Genomic DNA, 15,145 nt, shown 5'->3' with positions numbered 1-15,145 from the left:
GCCTATCGAGAACTCAAAGGACTGCCATTGCGCAAGAGTGGTCGGCCATGAGCCTCCAACAGGAAGGACATTAAACTATATATGACCAGTAATATCATATTATATTCTATGGTGGGCAGGCCCCATTAGACTTGTGTTACCCTTGCACTCCCTGATTGGCTGGGCTAGTGCGGCGTCATTTCGAGAACCATCTCGGACGAGAGCTTCGGCGTCCTGCCAGTCCTTCTCGCTCCCGTCTGACGCAAAGGGTGGCAAAGGAGATGTCGAGCGTGGAACAACTTCTCGCTTCCTACCTTCCAGTTCTGATCTTCATCGGTGTCGCGCTGGTCATCGGACTCGCTTTGATGATCGCGCCCTTCATCATCGCATACAAGGATCCCGATCCTGAGAAGCTGTCGGCCTATGAGTGCGGCTTCAACGCATTCGACGATGCGCGCATGAAGTTCGATGTTCGCTTCTACCTGGTCGCCATCCTTTTCATCATCTTCGATCTGGAAGTGGCGTTTCTCTTCCCGTGGGCCGTTTCGTTCGGCGCTATAGGGTGGTTCGGTTTCTGGTCGATGATGGTGTTCCTTGCGGTTCTGACCATCGGCTTCGTCTATGAATGGAAGAAGGGGGCGCTGGAATGGGACTGACCACTTCCGATAAGGCCGTGACGGCCGGAGACGGCACGATCGTCGCTCCGTCTCCGAAAGGCATCATCGATCCGAACACCGGCCAGCCCGTTGGCGCTGACGATCCCTGGTTCCGTGAGGTTCACGGCGAACTGGACGATAAGGGCTTCGTCGTCACCTCGTCCGAGGCGTTGATCACCTGGGCGCGCCAGGGCTCGCTGATGTGGATGACCTTCGGCCTGGCCTGCTGCGCGGTCGAAATGATGCAGATGTCCATGCCGCGTTACGACTGCGAGCGCTTCGGCTTCGCACCGCGCGCGAGCCCGCGCCAGTCGGATGTGATGATCGTCGCCGGCACGCTGACCAACAAGATGGCGCCGGCGCTGCGCAAGGTCTACGACCAGATGCCCGAACCGCGCTACGTCATCTCCATGGGGTCCTGCGCCAATGGCGGCGGCTATTACCACTATTCCTATTCCGTCGTGCGTGGCTGCGATCGGGTGGTCCCGGTGGACATCTATGTGCCGGGCTGCCCGCCGACCGCCGAGGCGCTCCTTTACGGTGTTCTTCTTCTTCAACGTAAAATTCGCCGCACCGGCACGATCGAGCGGTAGGGGAAGGCGATGACCGACGAAGCAATGCGCGACCTTGCCGACTATCTGGCCGAGAAGCTGGACGATGCGATCGAACAGTCGAGCGTCGCCTATGGCGAACTCACCATCGTGGTCGCGCCGAAAAATCTCATCAAGGTGCTGAACTTCCTGAAGACCGATACGCAGTGCCAGTTCATCAACTACATCGATGGCGCGGGCGTGGATTATCCGTCTCGCCAGAGGCGCTTCGACATGGTGCATCATCTTCTGTCGCCACGGCAGAACATGCGGATTCGCATCAAGGTCGAGACGGATGAGGACACGCCGATTCCCAGTGCGGTCGATGTCTTTCCCGGCGCCGACTGGTTCGAGCGCGAAGCCTACGATTTCTACGGTATTCTCTTCACCGGACACCCGGATCTGCGGCGCATTCTGACCGATTACGGCTTCGAGGGGCATCCGCTGCGTAAGGATTTTCCGCTGACTGGTTTTGTCGAGGTGCGCTGGGACGATACCGTCAAGCGTGTGGTCTACGAGCCGGTCAATCTGCGCCAGGAGTTCCGGCAGTTCGATTTCCTGTCGCCCTGGGAGGGCACCGAATACGAACTGCCCGGTGATGAGAAGGCGAGTTCGTGATGAGTGCGGAACCGCTGAAAGGTCAATGTCTCTGCGGCGCTGTCGAATTTCAGGCGACGCCGAAAAATATGGAGATGGGTGTCTGTCATTGCGGCATGTGTCGGCGCTGGTCCGGCGGCGTCTGGATGGCGGTCGATGCCGAGAGCGTCGAATATGACAGCGAGGATTCTATCGGCGTCTACGACTCATCGCCGTGGGGCCAGCGCCTGTTTTGCAAATCGTGCGGCACGACGCTCTCTTGGCGCGCGAAAGACGGCTCGGTGTCGGTCGTTTCGGCGCAGGCCTTCGACGATCCGTCCCGCTTTACCTTCACAGGTCAGATTTTCATCGACGACAAACCCGACAATTACGCATTCGCCAACGAAACCAAGTGCCAGACCGGCGAACAGTTCATGGCGATGGTGATGGCAGGACAAGAGGCGCAGTCACATGACTGAACACAACGTCCGAAACTTCAACATTAACTTCGGCCCGCAACACCCCGCGGCGCATGGCGTTCTGCGTCTGGTGCTTGAGCTCGACGGCGAGGTTGTAGAGCGCGTCGATCCCCATATCGGCCTTCTGCATCGCGGCACTGAAAAGCTGATCGAGCACAAGACCTATCTGCAGGCCGTGCCCTATTTCGACCGGCTCGACTACGTCGCGCCGATGAACCAGGAGCACGCCTTTGCGCTGGCGGTCGAGCGAATGCTCGATATCGAGGTGCCGAAGCGTGGCCAGTTGATCCGCGTTCTCTACTGCGAGATCGGTCGTATTCTCTCGCACCTTCTCAACATCACGACGCAGGCGCTGGACGTCGGCGCGCTGACCCCGCCGCTCTGGGGCTTCGAAGAACGCGAAAAGCTGATGGTGTTCTATGAGCGCGCCTCCGGGGCGCGGATGCACGCCGCCTATTTCCGGCCGGGTGGGGTTCATCAGGACATTCCCGATCAACTGGTCGAAGACATCGCCGCCTGGTGCGATCCCTTTCTGCAGACCGTGCAGGACCTGGACGACCTGCTGACCGGCAGCCGAATTTTCAAGCAGCGCAATGTCGATATCGGCGTCGTCGATCTGGACGACGCCTGGGCGTTCGGCTTTTCCGGCGTCATGGTGCGCGGTTCCGGTGCGAAATGGGATTTGCGCAAGAGCCAGCCCTATGAATGCTATGACGAAATGGAATTCGACATCGCCATCGGCAAGAATGGCGATTGCTACGATCGCTATCTGATCCGCATGGAAGAGATGCGCCAGAGTGTGCGCATCATGCGGCAATGCTGCGAACGGCTTCTCGGCAAGGAGAGAATCGGCCCGGTCTCCAATACCGACGGCAAGATCGTTCCGCCGAAGCGTGGCGAGATGAAGCGTTCCATGGAAGCGCTGATCCACCACTTCAAGCTCTACACGGAGGGCTATCACGTCCCGCCGGGCGAAGTGTATGCCGCCGTGGAAGCGCCGAAAGGCGAGTTCGGCGTCTATCTCGTTGCCGACGGCACCAACAAACCCTATCGCTGCAAATTGCGCGCACCTGGTTTTGCCCATCTGCAGGCGATGGATTTCATTTGTCGTGGCCATCAGCTGGCGGATGTGTCCGCCATTCTCGGATCGCTCGACATCGTGTTCGGTGAGGTGGACCGCTGATGTCCGATATCCGCACGATCGCCAAGACAAGAAAGACCGGTGAGAAGTAATGTCCGTTCGTCGTCTCGCTACCGATGATGTTCAGCCCGCCGCCTTCTCCTTCGATGCGGCGCGCCAGACCGAAGTCGATAAATGGCTGCTTCGCTATCCGGCGGGCCGCCAGCAATCCGCCGTGATTCCGCTTCTGATGCTTGCGCAGGAACAGGAAGGCTGGGTCACCAAGCCGGCGGTGGAGTCCGTCGCGCAGATGCTCGGCATGCCGCTAATCCGCGTGCTGGAAGTGGCGACGTTCTACACACAGTTCATGCTCGCGCCGGTCGGCAAAAAAGCGCATATTCAGGTTTGCGGCACGACGCCCTGCTGGCTGCGCGGCGCGGGCGAACTGATCGAGCATTGCAAAACGCACATTCATCCCGAACCGCTGCATCCGAATGCGGAAGGCACGCTTTCATGGGAAGAGGTCGAGTGTCAGGGCGCCTGCGTCAACGCGCCGATGGTTATTATCGGCAAGGACGCCTACGAAGATCTGACGGTCGAGCGTCTGGACGAGATCATCAAGGCGTTCGAGGCCGACCAGGGTGCCGATGTTCCGACCGGCCCGCAGAACGGCCGCGTCTTCTCCATGCCGATCGAGGGCGCGACCTCGCTGACCGACGAGGAAGCGATCACACTCAAGCCGGCCGCGAAGCCCGACAGCGGCCGTGGCGATCAGGCCGCCCAGCGTTGCAGCGGTGACATCGAGACGGCCGCCGAGACGGTTGCCGCGTTGGTAAGCATGGTTCGGGCCGACAACGTCGCACGACCGGCCGACGCCAACCAGACTTCGGGCGAGCCGGGCTATTCGCTGACGGCGTCCGGTGAGCCGGTCGCCATGACGGGCGAAGCGAAAATCGATGTCGACGAGCGGATAGAGGGCGTTGACGCCGAGGCACGGTCCGCCAGCGAGGCTCCGGCCACGTCGGATGTCGGAGCGGGCGATGGCGATGCCGCCGCAATGGCCGAGGACATGACGGAACCGGCAGGCGAACCCTCCGGCGGCGACAAGCCGACCGATGCCGAACGGGCCGAGATGACCGAGGCGGCAAAGCCGGACGGCGACGCGCCGGAAGCCGACCCATCCATCGAAGGACCGGCCGATGCGGAAGGGCCCGGCTATCGCGATCCCGCCCAGCAGGCAGGCGGTGGCGACAAGAGCGACAGCAGCCCGGCAACGGCCATTGCCGAAGGTGATGACGCCGATGCGTCTTCGTCGAAGAGCGGATCGGCTGCCGCGGAGAACGAAGCGCAGCCCAAACTGCATGAAAGCCGTCCGGACGACGCCGACGATCTTGGCCTGATTGCCGGCATCGGTCCGAAAATTCACGCCAAGCTCAACGATCTAGGCGTATACAAATACGCGCAGATCGCATCGTGGACGCCGGACAACGCCGCTTATGTCGACCGGCAGCTATCGTTCCGCGGGCGGATCGCGCGCGAGAACTGGATCGCGCAGGCCGATGCGCTGGCCGCTGGCGGGCCGGAAGAATATGAGCGCCGCTTCGGCAAGAAGCCGCGCTAGGGAGCAACGATCATGCTGGACGACAAGGATCGCATTTTTACTAATCTCTACGGCCAGTTCGACAAGAGCCTGGCCGGAGCGATGAAGCGCGGCCATTGGGATGGCACGAAAGGCCTTTTGGAAAAGGGCCGCGACTGGATCATCGGCGAAATGAAGACGTCGGGGCTGCGCGGCCGGGGCGGCGCGGGTTTTCCGACCGGCCTGAAGTGGTCCTTCATGCCCAAGGAAGTCGGTGACCGTCCGCACTATCTCGTCGTCAACGCAGATGAATCGGAGCCCGGCACCTGCAAGGACCGGGAGATCATGCGCCACGATCCGCACACATTGATCGAGGGCTGCGTCATTGCCGGTTTCGCGATGGGCGCCCATGCCGCCTATATCTATATTCGCGGTGAATATATGCGCGAGCGCGAAGCGCTGCAGGCAGCCATCGACGAATGCTACGATGCCGGCCTTCTCGGCCTGAACAATGTTCATGGCTACGATTTCGACGTCTTCATCCATCATGGAGCCGGCGCCTATATTTGCGGCGAGGAAACGGCGCTGCTGGAAAGCCTTGAAGGCAAAAAGGGTCAACCGCGCCTGAAGCCGCCATTCCCGGCCAATGTCGGCCTCTATGGCTGCCCGACGACCGTCAACAATGTGGAATCGATTGCGGTCGCCCCGACCATTCTGCGCCGTGGCGGATCGTGGTTCGCTGGCTTCGGCCGCGAGGGCAACACGGGCACCAAGCTTTTTTGTGTATCCGGCCATGTCAATCAGCCGGCGACCTTCGAAGAAGCCATGAGCGTGCCGTTCAAGGAATTGATCGACAAGCATTGCGGCGGTATTCGCGGCGGTTGGGACAATCTTCTGGCCGTTATTCCGGGCGGCTCGTCCGTGCCGCTCGTTCCTGCCAGCGAAATCATCGACGCGCCGATGGATTTCGATGGGCTGAAAGAGCTGAAGAGCGGTCTCGGCACGGCGGCGGTCATCGTGATGGACAAATCCACCGATATCGTCAAAGCGATTGCCCGGCTTTCCTATTTCTACAAGCATGAAAGCTGCGGCCAGTGCACGCCCTGCCGCGAAGGCACAGGCTGGATGTGGCGCGTCATGGAGCGTCTGGTTGTCGGCAATGCGCAGAAGCGCGAGATCGACATGCTGCTGGAAGTCACCAAGCAGGTCGAGGGCCACACAATCTGCGCGCTCGGTGACGCGGCCGCCTGGCCGATCCAGGGTCTCGTCCGCCATTTCCGCCCCGAGATCGAGCGCCGCATCGACGAATTTTCCCGCAATGCCGATGTGGACCGGCCTGCTCTGGTGGCGGCGGAATGATGGAAGCGACGCAAATTGCGAAGGGATTGCCGAGCCATGGCTTGACCATCGCAGCGCGCACGGCGATACCGACCGCGCCCTTGGCAGGCCGTGTCTGCCGCTGGTCGAACTCCGGCGACGTCGGTGCCGGGGCTGAGCAAGGAAACGGATCGAGATGAAGACGATCAAGGTCGACGGCAAGGAAGTCGAGGTTCCGGATCACTACACGCTGCTACAGGCGTGCGAGGAGGCCGGCGCCGAAATTCCGCGTTTCTGTTTTCACGAACGGCTGTCCATCGCCGGCAATTGCCGCATGTGCCTCGTCGAGGTGAAGGGCGGTCCGCCGAAGCCCGCGGCGTCCTGTGCCATGGGCGTTCGCGATATGCGCCCCGGCCCGAACGGCGAGCCGCCGGAGGTCTTCACCAACACGCCGATGGTCAAGAAGGCTCGCGAAGGCGTGATGGAGTTCCTGCTCATCAACCATCCGCTCGATTGCCCGATCTGCGATCAGGGCGGCGAATGCGACCTGCAGGACCAGGCCATGGCCTTCGGCGTCGATTCCTCGCGCTATGCGGAGAACAAGCGCGCCGTCGAGGACAAATATATCGGCCCGCTGGTCAAGACGATCATGACGCGCTGCATACACTGCACGCGCTGCGTGCGCTTCACCACGGAAGTCGCTGGCATTTCCGAACTCGGCCTGGTCGGTCGGGGCGAGGATGCCGAAATCACCACCTATCTGGAAAAGTCGATGACCTCCGAATTGCAGGGCAATGTCATCGATCTCTGCCCGGTCGGCGCGCTGACCAGCCGTCCCTATGCCTTTCAGGCGCGACCGTGGGAATTGCAGAAGACCGAGACCATCGACGTGATGGACGCTGCAGGTTCCGCCATCCGCGTCGATACGCGCGGCCGCGAAGTGATGCGCATCATGCCGCTCACCAATGAAGACGTGAACGAGGAATGGATCTCCGACAAGACGCGCTTCGTCTGGGACGGCCTGCGCACCCAGCGCCTCGACCGGCCCTACATCAAGGTCGACGGCAAGCTGCGCCCGGCGAGTTGGGGCGAAGCATTTCAGGCCATTGCAGACAAGGTCTCGGCCACCTCCGGCGAGAAGATCGGTGCGGTGGCTGGCGATCTCTCCGCCGTAGAAGAAATGTTCGCGGCCAAGCTGCTGATGGAAAGCCTCGGCTCTGCCAATCTGGACTGCCGGCAGGACGGGACCCGCCACGATCCGTCGAAGGGGCGCGCCTCCTATCTGTTCAACCCGACTATTGCCGGGATCGAGGAAGCCGACGCCATTCTCATCGTCGGCGCAAATCCGCGCTGGGAAGCGCCTGTCATCAATGCCCGCATCCGCAAGCACTGGCGCGCAACGGACCTGCCGATCGCGCTGATCGGCGAACATGTCGATTTGACCTATGATTACGCCCATCTTGGACGCGGCGCAGCGTCGCTGAGCGACCTGGGCGAATTTGCCTCGGTTTTGTCGGACGCGAAGAAGCCGCTGGTCATTGTCGGTCAGGGCGCACTGACGGGCGACAATGCAGAAGCCCTGCTGGCGAAGGTGGCCGAACTGGCCGCTGGCGAAGAAGGCTGGAACGGTCTGGCCGTTCTGCACACGGCAGCTTCGCGCGTTGGCGCGCTCGATATCGGTTTCGTGCCGGGCGAGGGCGGCAAACCGCTGTCGCAAATGGGCGATATGGATGTCGTCTTCCTGCTCGGCGCGGACGAGTTCGATGTGACCCAGCTTGGCGATGCCTTCACAGTCTATATTGGCACACATGGCGACCGTGGCGCGCACCATGCCGACGTGATCCTGCCGGCGGCGACCTACACCGAAAAGAGCGGCACCTACGTCAACACCGAAGGGCGGGTGCAGATGGCGGCCCGCGCCGGTTTCGCACCGGGCGACGCGCGCGAGGATTGGGCGATTCTCCGAGCGCTGTCCGACGTGCTCGGCCACAAGCTGCCATTTGACAGCCTCCAGCCGTTGCGCGCGCAGCTTTACGAAGCCGTGCCGCATCTTGCAGCCATCGATTCAATCGAACCGGCCGATGTCGGCGCGCTCGCATCGCTCGGCGCGGGCGATCTCGGAACGGGCGAGTTCACCACCCCGATCGCCGATTTTTATCTCACCAATCCGATCGCGAGGGCTTCTGCGGTCATGGCCGAATGCAGCCAGCGCTTCGTGCAGGGCGCGCTGCAGCAGGCCGCGGAATAGAGTAGGGCAGGGGAACGATGGAATTCTTCACCATTTGGGTGCTGCCGGCGCTGATCATAATCGGGCAGTCGCTTCTGCTGCTCGTCGCGCTGCTCGTCTTCACCGCCTTCATTCTTTACGCCGACCGAAAGATCTGGGCGGCCGTCATGCTGCGGCGCGGGCCGAACGTCGTCGGTCCCTGGGGCCTGCTGCAGAGCTTTGCGGACATGCTGAAATTCGTGTTCAAGGAGCCGATCATTCCGGCTGGCGCGAACAAGGGCGTGTTCCTGCTGGCGCCGCTGGTCTCCAGCGTTCTGGCGCTCGCGGCCTGGGCGGTCATCCCGGTCAATGAAGGCTGGGCCATTGCCTCCATCAATGTCGGCATTCTCTACGTCTTCGCGATCTCCTCGCTGGAGGTCTATGGCGTCATCATGGCCGGCTGGGCCTCGAACTCGAAATATCCGTTTCTCGGCGCGCTGCGTTCGGCCGCGCAGATGGTCTCTTACGAAGTCTCCATCGGCTTCGTTCTGGTGACGGTGCTCCTGGCCGTCGGCTCGCTCGATCTGTCGGTGATCGTGATGAGCCAGACCGATGGTCTGGGCACCCGGCTCGGCCTGATGAACACCTTCCTCGACTGGCACTGGCTGCCGCTTCTGCCGATGTTCGTCATCTTCTTCATCTCGGCGCTGGCCGAGACGAACCGCCCGCCCTTCGATCTGGTCGAGGCGGAAGCCGAACTCGTCGCCGGCCACATGGTGGAATATTCGTCGACGCCGTACATGCTCTTCATGCTGGGCGAGTACATCGCCATCCTGCTGATGTGCGCGCTGATGACGATCCTGTTCCTCGGTGGCTGGCTGCCGCCCGTCGACATCGCGCCCTTCACCTGGGTGCCGGGCGTGATCTGGTTCACGTTGAAACTGTCGCTTCTGTTCTTCATGATCGCCATGGTGAAGACCTTCGTGCCGCGCTATCGCTACGACCAGCTGATGCGTCTGGGCTGGAAGGTGTTCCTGCCGATCAGCCTGGCCATGGTTGTCATCACGGCCTTCGTGCTGAAGCTTCTGGAAGGCGGTGCGGCATGAGCGCCAACCTGCTCGGACTGGTCTGCGGCATCGTACTGGCAGTGGCCGATTTCGCGCTGCTAACGATGCTCGGTCGCCGGCTGGACCTGGCCGGCCCGAGCGGCATTCTGCGCATCACCGCCATCGTGCAGCTGATCGCCTTTCCGATCATCGGCTGGTTTCTTGGTCCCTATGTGTTTGGAGAGGGATGATGAGCGTCGTTGCTGACATTCCGTTGTTTCGGATAGCTCTTGGAGCAGGGCTTGGTCTGTTGGTTGCGTTGGCGGCCAACGTGCTCGTTCTTCCAAGGGTGCTGGCTTATCAGCGTAGTCACCAAGACCGCTTCAAGAGTCGAGTGACAGGCCGCCCGGGCGATATGGATCGCGTTCGCCGGTCCACGATCCTTGTATACCGGTTCGTGATGCCGCTCGTGTTCGCCTTTGTGTTTGGCTATGCCGCTTATTCTCTGGGAGCAAACGGATGACTGGTCTCGCGCAAGCCGCCAAATCGCTGCTTCTTCTGGAATTCGTCAAGGCGTTCGGCCTGACGATGCGGCAGTTCTTCGCACCGAAGCATACGATCAACTATCCCTACGAAAAAAACCCGCAATCGCCGCGCTTTCGCGGCGAGCACGCGCTGCGCCGCTATCCGAACGGCGAGGAGCGCTGCATCGCCTGCAAGCTGTGCGAAGCGATCTGCCCGGCCCAGGCCATCACCATCGAGGCCGGCCCGCGCCGCAACGACGGCACGCGCCGCACCGTGCGCTACGACATCGACATGGTGAAGTGCATCTATTGCGGCTTCTGCCAGGAGGCCTGCCCGGTCGACGCCATCGTGGAGGGGCCGAATTTCGAGTACTCGACGGAGACCCGCGAGGAACTCTACTACGACAAGGAAAAGCTTCTGGCCAATGGCGACCGCTGGGAGCGCGAATTGGCGAAGAATATCGAACTCGACGCGCCCTATCGCTAGGGCGCCAAGAGACAGGGGACAGCGTTGCGGGTGGCTGGCATCCGCAAGCGGAATTTGACACAAGGCGGCACGGCTCGCCGAAACGAGGCTGGCTGAATCCCATTCAGACGGCCGCGATGACAGGGAACGGACCATGGAACAGGGCGCATTGCTGACCGGATTGCCGGCCGCGTTCTTCTATCTTTTCGCTTTTGTTGCGGTCGCCGCGGCCCTGATGGTCGTGTCGTCGCGCAATCCCGTGCATTCGGTGCTCTACCTGATCCTGACCTTCTTCAACGCTTCGGCGCTCTTCCTGCTGACCGGGGCCGAGTTCCTCGCCATGATCCTGCTGATCGTCTATGTCGGCGCGGTCGCGGTGCTGTTCCTCTTCGTCGTGATGATGCTCGACATCGATTTCGCCGAATTGCGGACCGGCATGCTGCAATATGCGCCGATTGGCGCGCTGGTCGGTCTGGTGCTGCTGGCGGAACTGGTGATCGTGCTCGGCGGCTCGTCCTTCGGACCGGAGACGGTCGGCGCGATCGCCCAGCCGATCCCGGACCTTGCGATACGCGAGAACACCGCGGCGCTGGGCGATGTGCTCTACACCGAATACGTCTTCTTCTTCCAGCTCGCCGGGCTGGTGCTGCTGGTGGCGATGATCGGCGCCATCGTGCTGACGCTGCATCACCGGCGCGACGTCAAACGGCAGGATATTTCCAGGCAGGTGGCGCGCACGCCGGAAACCTCGATCGAAGTGGTCGAAGTCGAAAGCGGCAAGGGGATCTGATCATGAGCGTCGGTATCGGACATTTTCTGACCCTTTCCGCCATTCTCTTCACCATCGGCGTGTTCGGCATCTTCCTCAATCGCCGCAACATCATCGTCATCCTGATGAGCATCGAACTGATCCTTCTGGCGGTGAACATCAATTTCGTCGCCTTTTCCGCCCAGCTCAGCGATCTCGTCGGGCAGATCTTCTCGCTCTTCGTGCTGACTGTGGCGGCCGCCGAAGCAGCCATCGGCCTCGCGATCCTTGTGGTGTTCTTCCGCAACAAGGGCACGATCTCGGTCGAAGACGTCAACCAGATGAAAGGCTGAGGAAAGACCCATGTTTCACCTCATCGTCTTCCTGCCGCTCATCGGCTTCCTGATCGCCGGCCTGTTCGGACGCTCCATTGGCGCCAAGGCCAGCGAATATCTGACGACGGGCCTGCTCTACGTCTCCGCCGTCCTGTCCTGGATCGCCTTCTTCGATTTCGGCCTCGGCCACGAGGAGGCGATGGTCGTGCCGGTCATGACCTGGATGAATGTCGGCTCACTGGCGGTCGACTGGTCGTTCCGCATCGATACGCTGACGGTGGTGATGCTGGTCGTCGTGAACACCGTCTCGGCCCTCGTCCACACCTACTCCATCGGCTACATGCACCACGATCCGCATCGGCCGCGCTTCTTCGCCTATCTGTCGCTGTTCACCTTCGCCATGCTGATGCTGGTGACGAGCAACAATCTGGTCCAGATGTTCTTTGGCTGGGAGGGCGTCGGTCTGGCCTCCTACCTGCTGATCGGTTTCTGGTACAAGAAGCCCTCGGCCAATGCCGCGGCGATGAAGGCGTTCATTGTCAACCGCGTCGGCGATTTCGGTTTTGCCCTCGGCATCTTCGGAATCTTCCTTCTGTTCGGCTCGGTCAATTTCGACACGATCTTCGCCAATGCGCGCCAATTCGATCCGGCGGGCGATATCGACTTCTTCGGCTACGCCGTGCCGGCCGCGACCGCCATTACCGCGACCTGCCTGCTGCTCTTCATGGGCGCCATGGGCAAGAGTGCGCAGGTGCCGCTGCACACCTGGCTGCCGGACGCGATGGAAGGCCCGACGCCGGTTTCCGCACTCATCCATGCGGCGACCATGGTCACCGCTGGCGTCGTAATGGTCGCGCGTCTTTCGCCGATCTTCGAACTGTCGACAACGGCGCTTGTCGTCGTGACGGTCGTCGGCGCGATCACCGCCTTCTTCGCGGCGACGGTCGGCCTCGTCCAGAACGACATCAAGCGGGTGATCGCCTATTCGACCTGCTCGCAGCTCGGCTACATGTTCGTCGCGCTCGGCGTCGGCGCTTACGGCGCGGCGATCTTCCACCTGTTCACCCACGCTTTCTTCAAGGCGCTGCTGTTCCTCGGCGCCGGATCGGTGATCCACGCGGTCTCCGACGAGCAGGATATGCGTTACATGGGCGGGCTGCGTAAACACATTCCGGCGACGTATTGGATGATGATCATCGGCACGATTGCGCTCACCGGCGTCGGCATTCCCTTCACCATGATCGGCACGGCTGGATTCTTCTCCAAGGACATCGTCATCGAGACGGCTTTCGCCAGCCACAGCGTGGTGTCGACCTTCGCGTTCGTTATGTTGGTGATCGCGGCCTGCTTTACCTCCTTCTATTCCTGGCGGCTGATTTTCATGACCTTCCATGGCACACCGCGCGCCACCGCCGACGTCATGCACCATGTTCATGAATCGCCTTGGGTCATGCTGGCTCCGCTCTTCGTGCTGGCCGCTGGTGCGTTGTTCGCAGGGGTGCTGTTCAAGGAATTCTTCTACGGCCACGAATATGCGGAATTCTGGAAAGAGGCGTTATTCGTCGCCGGCGGCAACGAATTGCTGGAGGAATTCCACCACGTACCGGCCTGGGTGGCGCTGTCGCCCTTCATCGCCATGATCGTTGGGCTACTGGTGGCCTATTGGTTCTACATCCGTTCGCCGGGCATGCCCAAGGCGCTCGCGCAAAGCCAGTCTGGCCTCTACAAGTTCCTGCTGAACAAATGGTACTTCGACGAACTTTACGACTTTCTGTTCGTCCGCCCGGCCATGTGGCTCGGCCGCTTTCTATGGAAGCGCGGCGATGGGACCGTCATTGACGGAATGGGACCGGACGGTATCTCCGCCCGCGTCGTCGATATCACCAACCGGGTGGTCCGCCTGCAAAGCGGATACCTTTATCACTACGCCTTCGCGATGCTGATCGGGGTCGCGGCCCTCGTCACGTGGATGATGCTCGGGAGCGCCCTTTGAGATGACTGACTGGCCGATCCTATCTCTGGTAACGTTTCTGCCGATCCTCGGCGCGCTCATGATCGCGCTGATCCGCGATGATGACGAAGGCTATGGCCGGCGCAACATTCGCAATGTCGCGCTTCTGGTCACCGTCGTCACTTTCCTTCTGTCGCTGGTCATCTGGATCCGGTTCGACAATGGCTATGCCGGCTTCCAGATGGAAGAGGAGATCGCCTGGCTCGGCGGCAATATCGGCTATCGTATGGGCGTCGACGGCATTTCCATGCTGTTCGTCATCCTGACCACCTTCCTGATGCCGATCTGCATCATCGCCTCATGGCGCGCCATCGAACACCGGCTGAAGGAATACATGATCGCCTTCCTGGTGCTCGAAGCGCTGATGATCGGCGTCTTCTGCGCGCTCGACCTGGTGCTCTTCTATGTCTTCTTCGAAGCCGGTCTGATCCCGATGTTCCTGATCATCGGCGTGTGGGGCGGCAAGCGACGGGTCTACGCCTCGTTCAAGTTCTTCCTCTACACGCTGCTCGGCTCGGTGCTGATGCTGCTCGCCATCATGGCGATGTACGGCATGGCCGGCACCACTGACATCCGCGAATTGCTGGCCTATGATTTCCCGGCCGAAATGCAGACCTGGCTATGGCTGGCCTTCTTCGCCTCCTTCGCCGTGAAGATGCCGATGTGGCCGGTCCATACCTGGCTGCCGGACGCCCACGTCGAGGCGCCGACGGCGGGCTCCGTCCTGCTGGCGGGCATTCTTCTGAAGATGGGCGGCTACGGCTTCCTGCGCTTTTCGCTGCCCATGTTCCCGGATGCGTCGGTCTTCTTCCAGCCAATGGTCATGGCGCTGTCGGTCGTGGCGATCGTCTATACGTCGCTCGTCGCGCTCATGCAGGAGGATATGAAGAAGCTGATCGCCTATTCGTCGGTCGCTCACATGGGCTACGTAACGATGGGCATCTTCGCCTTCAACGAGTGGGGTGTGCAGGGCGCGATCTTCCAGATGTTGAGCCACGGCCTGGTGTCCGGCGCGCTCTTCCTTTGCGTCGGCGTTGTTTACGACCGCATGCATACCCGAGAGATCGCGGCCTATGGCGGCCTCGTCAACAATATGCCGAAATACGCCGTGGCCTTCCTGATCCTGACCATGGCCAATGTCGGCCTGCCAGGCACCTCCGGCTTCGTCGGCGAGTTTCTCACGCTGCTCGGTACGTTCCAGACCCAGCCATGGTACGCCGCCATTGCCACGCTCGGCGTGATCCTGTCGGCGGCTTATGCACTCTGGCTTTATCGCCGTGTCGTCTATGGCAAGCTGGACAAGGAGAGCCTGAAGGGTCTGGTCGATCTGTCCAGCCGCGAGCGCTTCATTCTCTATCCGCTGGTGGCGCTGGTCATTCTGTTCGGCGTGTGGCCGATGCCGATCTTCGATGTGATGGCGGCGTCCGTCGACCAGCTTCTCAATGAAATCGAACGGGCCGTCTCGGACGGCGCGCAAGCCGCCGCACTTCTGCAGCGCTAGGGGAACATCGAT

General features: G+C 61.3%; 16 protein-coding genes. All 16 read left to right on the top strand.

Annotated features, from left to right (window positions below):
- The first annotated feature begins 269 nt into the window (after nt 1–269).
- The 16 genes from B7H23_RS14005 to B7H23_RS13930 all read left to right on the top strand — a co-directional run bounded on the left by B7H23_RS14005 (nt 270) and on the right by B7H23_RS13930 (nt 15,133).
- The gene (locus B7H23_RS14005; RefSeq protein WP_094078404.1) at nt 270–635 is read left to right on the top strand and encodes an NADH-quinone oxidoreductase subunit A; all 366 of its coding nucleotides are present in this window, start codon (nt 270–272) and stop codon (nt 633–635) included.
- The gene (locus tag B7H23_RS14000; protein WP_162787186.1) at nt 626–1,228 is read left to right on the top strand and encodes a NuoB/complex I 20 kDa subunit family protein; all 603 of its coding nucleotides are present in this window, start codon (nt 626–628) and stop codon (nt 1,226–1,228) included. The genes B7H23_RS14005 and B7H23_RS14000 overlap by 10 nt, the downstream gene beginning before the upstream one ends.
- 9 nt (nt 1,229–1,237) lie before the next feature.
- The gene (locus tag B7H23_RS13995; protein WP_094078067.1) at nt 1,238–1,843 is read left to right on the top strand and encodes an NADH-quinone oxidoreductase subunit C; all 606 of its coding nucleotides are present in this window, start codon (nt 1,238–1,240) and stop codon (nt 1,841–1,843) included.
- Nucleotides 1,843–2,280, top strand: a complete 438-nt coding sequence (locus tag B7H23_RS13990) for a GFA family protein (protein WP_094078066.1) — start codon at nt 1,843–1,845, stop codon at nt 2,278–2,280. The genes B7H23_RS13995 and B7H23_RS13990 overlap by 1 nt, the downstream gene beginning before the upstream one ends.
- Complete coding sequence (locus B7H23_RS13985; RefSeq protein WP_094078065.1) at nt 2,273–3,463, top strand: NADH-quinone oxidoreductase subunit D; 1,191 nt, start codon at nt 2,273–2,275, stop codon at nt 3,461–3,463. Before B7H23_RS13990 ends, B7H23_RS13985 begins: the two co-directional genes overlap by 8 nt.
- 49 nt (nt 3,464–3,512) lie before the next feature.
- Nucleotides 3,513–5,021: an NADH-quinone oxidoreductase subunit NuoE gene (gene nuoE / locus B7H23_RS16155; RefSeq protein ID WP_094078064.1), complete on the top strand. Its 1,509-nt coding sequence runs from the start codon at nt 3,513–3,515 to the stop codon at nt 5,019–5,021.
- A 12-nt stretch (nt 5,022–5,033) separates the two neighbouring features.
- Complete coding sequence (gene nuoF / locus B7H23_RS13975) at nt 5,034–6,338, top strand: NADH-quinone oxidoreductase subunit NuoF (protein ID WP_094078063.1); 1,305 nt, start codon at nt 5,034–5,036, stop codon at nt 6,336–6,338.
- 154 nt (nt 6,339–6,492) lie between these two features.
- On the top strand, nt 6,493–8,544 hold the full coding sequence (nuoG, locus tag B7H23_RS13970) for an NADH-quinone oxidoreductase subunit NuoG (protein ID WP_094078062.1): 2,052 nt from the start codon (nt 6,493–6,495) through the stop codon (nt 8,542–8,544).
- 17 nt (nt 8,545–8,561) lie between these two features.
- Nucleotides 8,562–9,608: an NADH-quinone oxidoreductase subunit NuoH gene (gene nuoH, locus B7H23_RS13965; protein ID WP_094078061.1), complete on the top strand. Its 1,047-nt coding sequence runs from the start codon at nt 8,562–8,564 to the stop codon at nt 9,606–9,608.
- Entirely contained in the window at nt 9,605–9,799 is a 195-nt protein-coding gene (locus B7H23_RS13960; protein WP_094078060.1) for a hypothetical protein, read from the top strand. Before nuoH ends, B7H23_RS13960 begins: the two co-directional genes overlap by 4 nt.
- On the top strand, nt 9,796–10,071 hold the full coding sequence (locus B7H23_RS13955) for a hypothetical protein (RefSeq protein ID WP_143534779.1): 276 nt from the start codon (nt 9,796–9,798) through the stop codon (nt 10,069–10,071). Before B7H23_RS13960 ends, B7H23_RS13955 begins: the two co-directional genes overlap by 4 nt.
- Nucleotides 10,068–10,559, top strand: coding sequence for an NADH-quinone oxidoreductase subunit NuoI (gene nuoI / locus B7H23_RS13950; RefSeq protein ID WP_094078058.1), 492 nt, complete (start codon nt 10,068–10,070; stop codon nt 10,557–10,559). Before B7H23_RS13955 ends, nuoI begins: the two co-directional genes overlap by 4 nt.
- A 133-nt stretch (nt 10,560–10,692) precedes the next feature.
- A complete protein-coding gene (locus B7H23_RS13945; protein ID WP_173861919.1) occupies nt 10,693–11,328 on the top strand; it encodes an NADH-quinone oxidoreductase subunit J in 636 nt (211 codons plus the stop codon).
- Nucleotides 11,329–11,330: 2 nt separating this feature from the next.
- Nucleotides 11,331–11,639 (top strand): NADH-quinone oxidoreductase subunit NuoK, encoded by a 309-nt coding sequence (gene nuoK / locus B7H23_RS13940; protein WP_094078057.1) that lies wholly within the window; start codon nt 11,331–11,333, stop codon nt 11,637–11,639.
- Nucleotides 11,640–11,649: 10 nt separating this feature from the next.
- Nucleotides 11,650–13,614 (top strand): NADH-quinone oxidoreductase subunit L, encoded by a 1,965-nt coding sequence (gene nuoL, locus B7H23_RS13935; RefSeq protein ID WP_094078056.1) that lies wholly within the window; start codon nt 11,650–11,652, stop codon nt 13,612–13,614.
- 1 nt (nt 13,615) lies between these two features.
- Nucleotides 13,616–15,133 (top strand): NADH-quinone oxidoreductase subunit M, encoded by a 1,518-nt coding sequence (locus tag B7H23_RS13930; protein WP_094078055.1) that lies wholly within the window; start codon nt 13,616–13,618, stop codon nt 15,131–15,133.
- Nucleotides 15,134–15,145: the final 12 nt, after the last annotated feature.

The sequence above is a fragment of the Notoacmeibacter marinus genome (assembly GCF_002238045.1).
In the GTDB taxonomy this organism is placed as follows: Bacteria; Pseudomonadota; Alphaproteobacteria; order Rhizobiales; family Rhizobiaceae; genus Notoacmeibacter; species Notoacmeibacter marinus.
The sequence above is the reverse complement of the archived record's forward strand: the minus strand, read 5'-3'. Positions and strand labels throughout refer to the sequence as shown.

Excerpts from the sequence above, each read along its gene's own strand:
- B7H23_RS14000 (WP_162787186.1), top strand. The coding sequence starts at position 626 with ATGGGACTGACCACTTCCGATAAGGCCGTGACGGCCGGAGACGGCACG.
- B7H23_RS13995 (WP_094078067.1), top strand. The coding sequence starts at position 1,238 with ATGACCGACGAAGCAATGCGCGACCTTGCCGACTATCTGGCCGAGAAG.
- B7H23_RS13990 (WP_094078066.1), top strand. The coding sequence starts at position 1,843 with ATGAGTGCGGAACCGCTGAAAGGTCAATGTCTCTGCGGCGCTGTCGAA.
- B7H23_RS13985 (WP_094078065.1), top strand. The coding sequence starts at position 2,273 with ATGACTGAACACAACGTCCGAAACTTCAACATTAACTTCGGCCCGCAA.
- nuoE (WP_094078064.1), top strand. The coding sequence starts at position 3,513 with ATGTCCGTTCGTCGTCTCGCTACCGATGATGTTCAGCCCGCCGCCTTC.
- nuoF (WP_094078063.1), top strand. The coding sequence starts at position 5,034 with ATGCTGGACGACAAGGATCGCATTTTTACTAATCTCTACGGCCAGTTC.
- nuoG (WP_094078062.1), top strand. The coding sequence starts at position 6,493 with ATGAAGACGATCAAGGTCGACGGCAAGGAAGTCGAGGTTCCGGATCAC.
- nuoH (WP_094078061.1), top strand. The coding sequence starts at position 8,562 with ATGGAATTCTTCACCATTTGGGTGCTGCCGGCGCTGATCATAATCGGG.
- B7H23_RS13960 (WP_094078060.1), top strand. The coding sequence starts at position 9,605 with ATGAGCGCCAACCTGCTCGGACTGGTCTGCGGCATCGTACTGGCAGTG.
- B7H23_RS13955 (WP_143534779.1), top strand. The coding sequence starts at position 9,796 with ATGATGAGCGTCGTTGCTGACATTCCGTTGTTTCGGATAGCTCTTGGA.
- nuoI (WP_094078058.1), top strand. The coding sequence starts at position 10,068 with ATGACTGGTCTCGCGCAAGCCGCCAAATCGCTGCTTCTTCTGGAATTC.
- B7H23_RS13945 (WP_173861919.1), top strand. The coding sequence starts at position 10,693 with ATGGAACAGGGCGCATTGCTGACCGGATTGCCGGCCGCGTTCTTCTAT.
- nuoK (WP_094078057.1), top strand. The coding sequence starts at position 11,331 with ATGAGCGTCGGTATCGGACATTTTCTGACCCTTTCCGCCATTCTCTTC.
- nuoL (WP_094078056.1), top strand. The coding sequence starts at position 11,650 with ATGTTTCACCTCATCGTCTTCCTGCCGCTCATCGGCTTCCTGATCGCC.
- B7H23_RS13930 (WP_094078055.1), top strand. The coding sequence starts at position 13,616 with ATGACTGACTGGCCGATCCTATCTCTGGTAACGTTTCTGCCGATCCTC.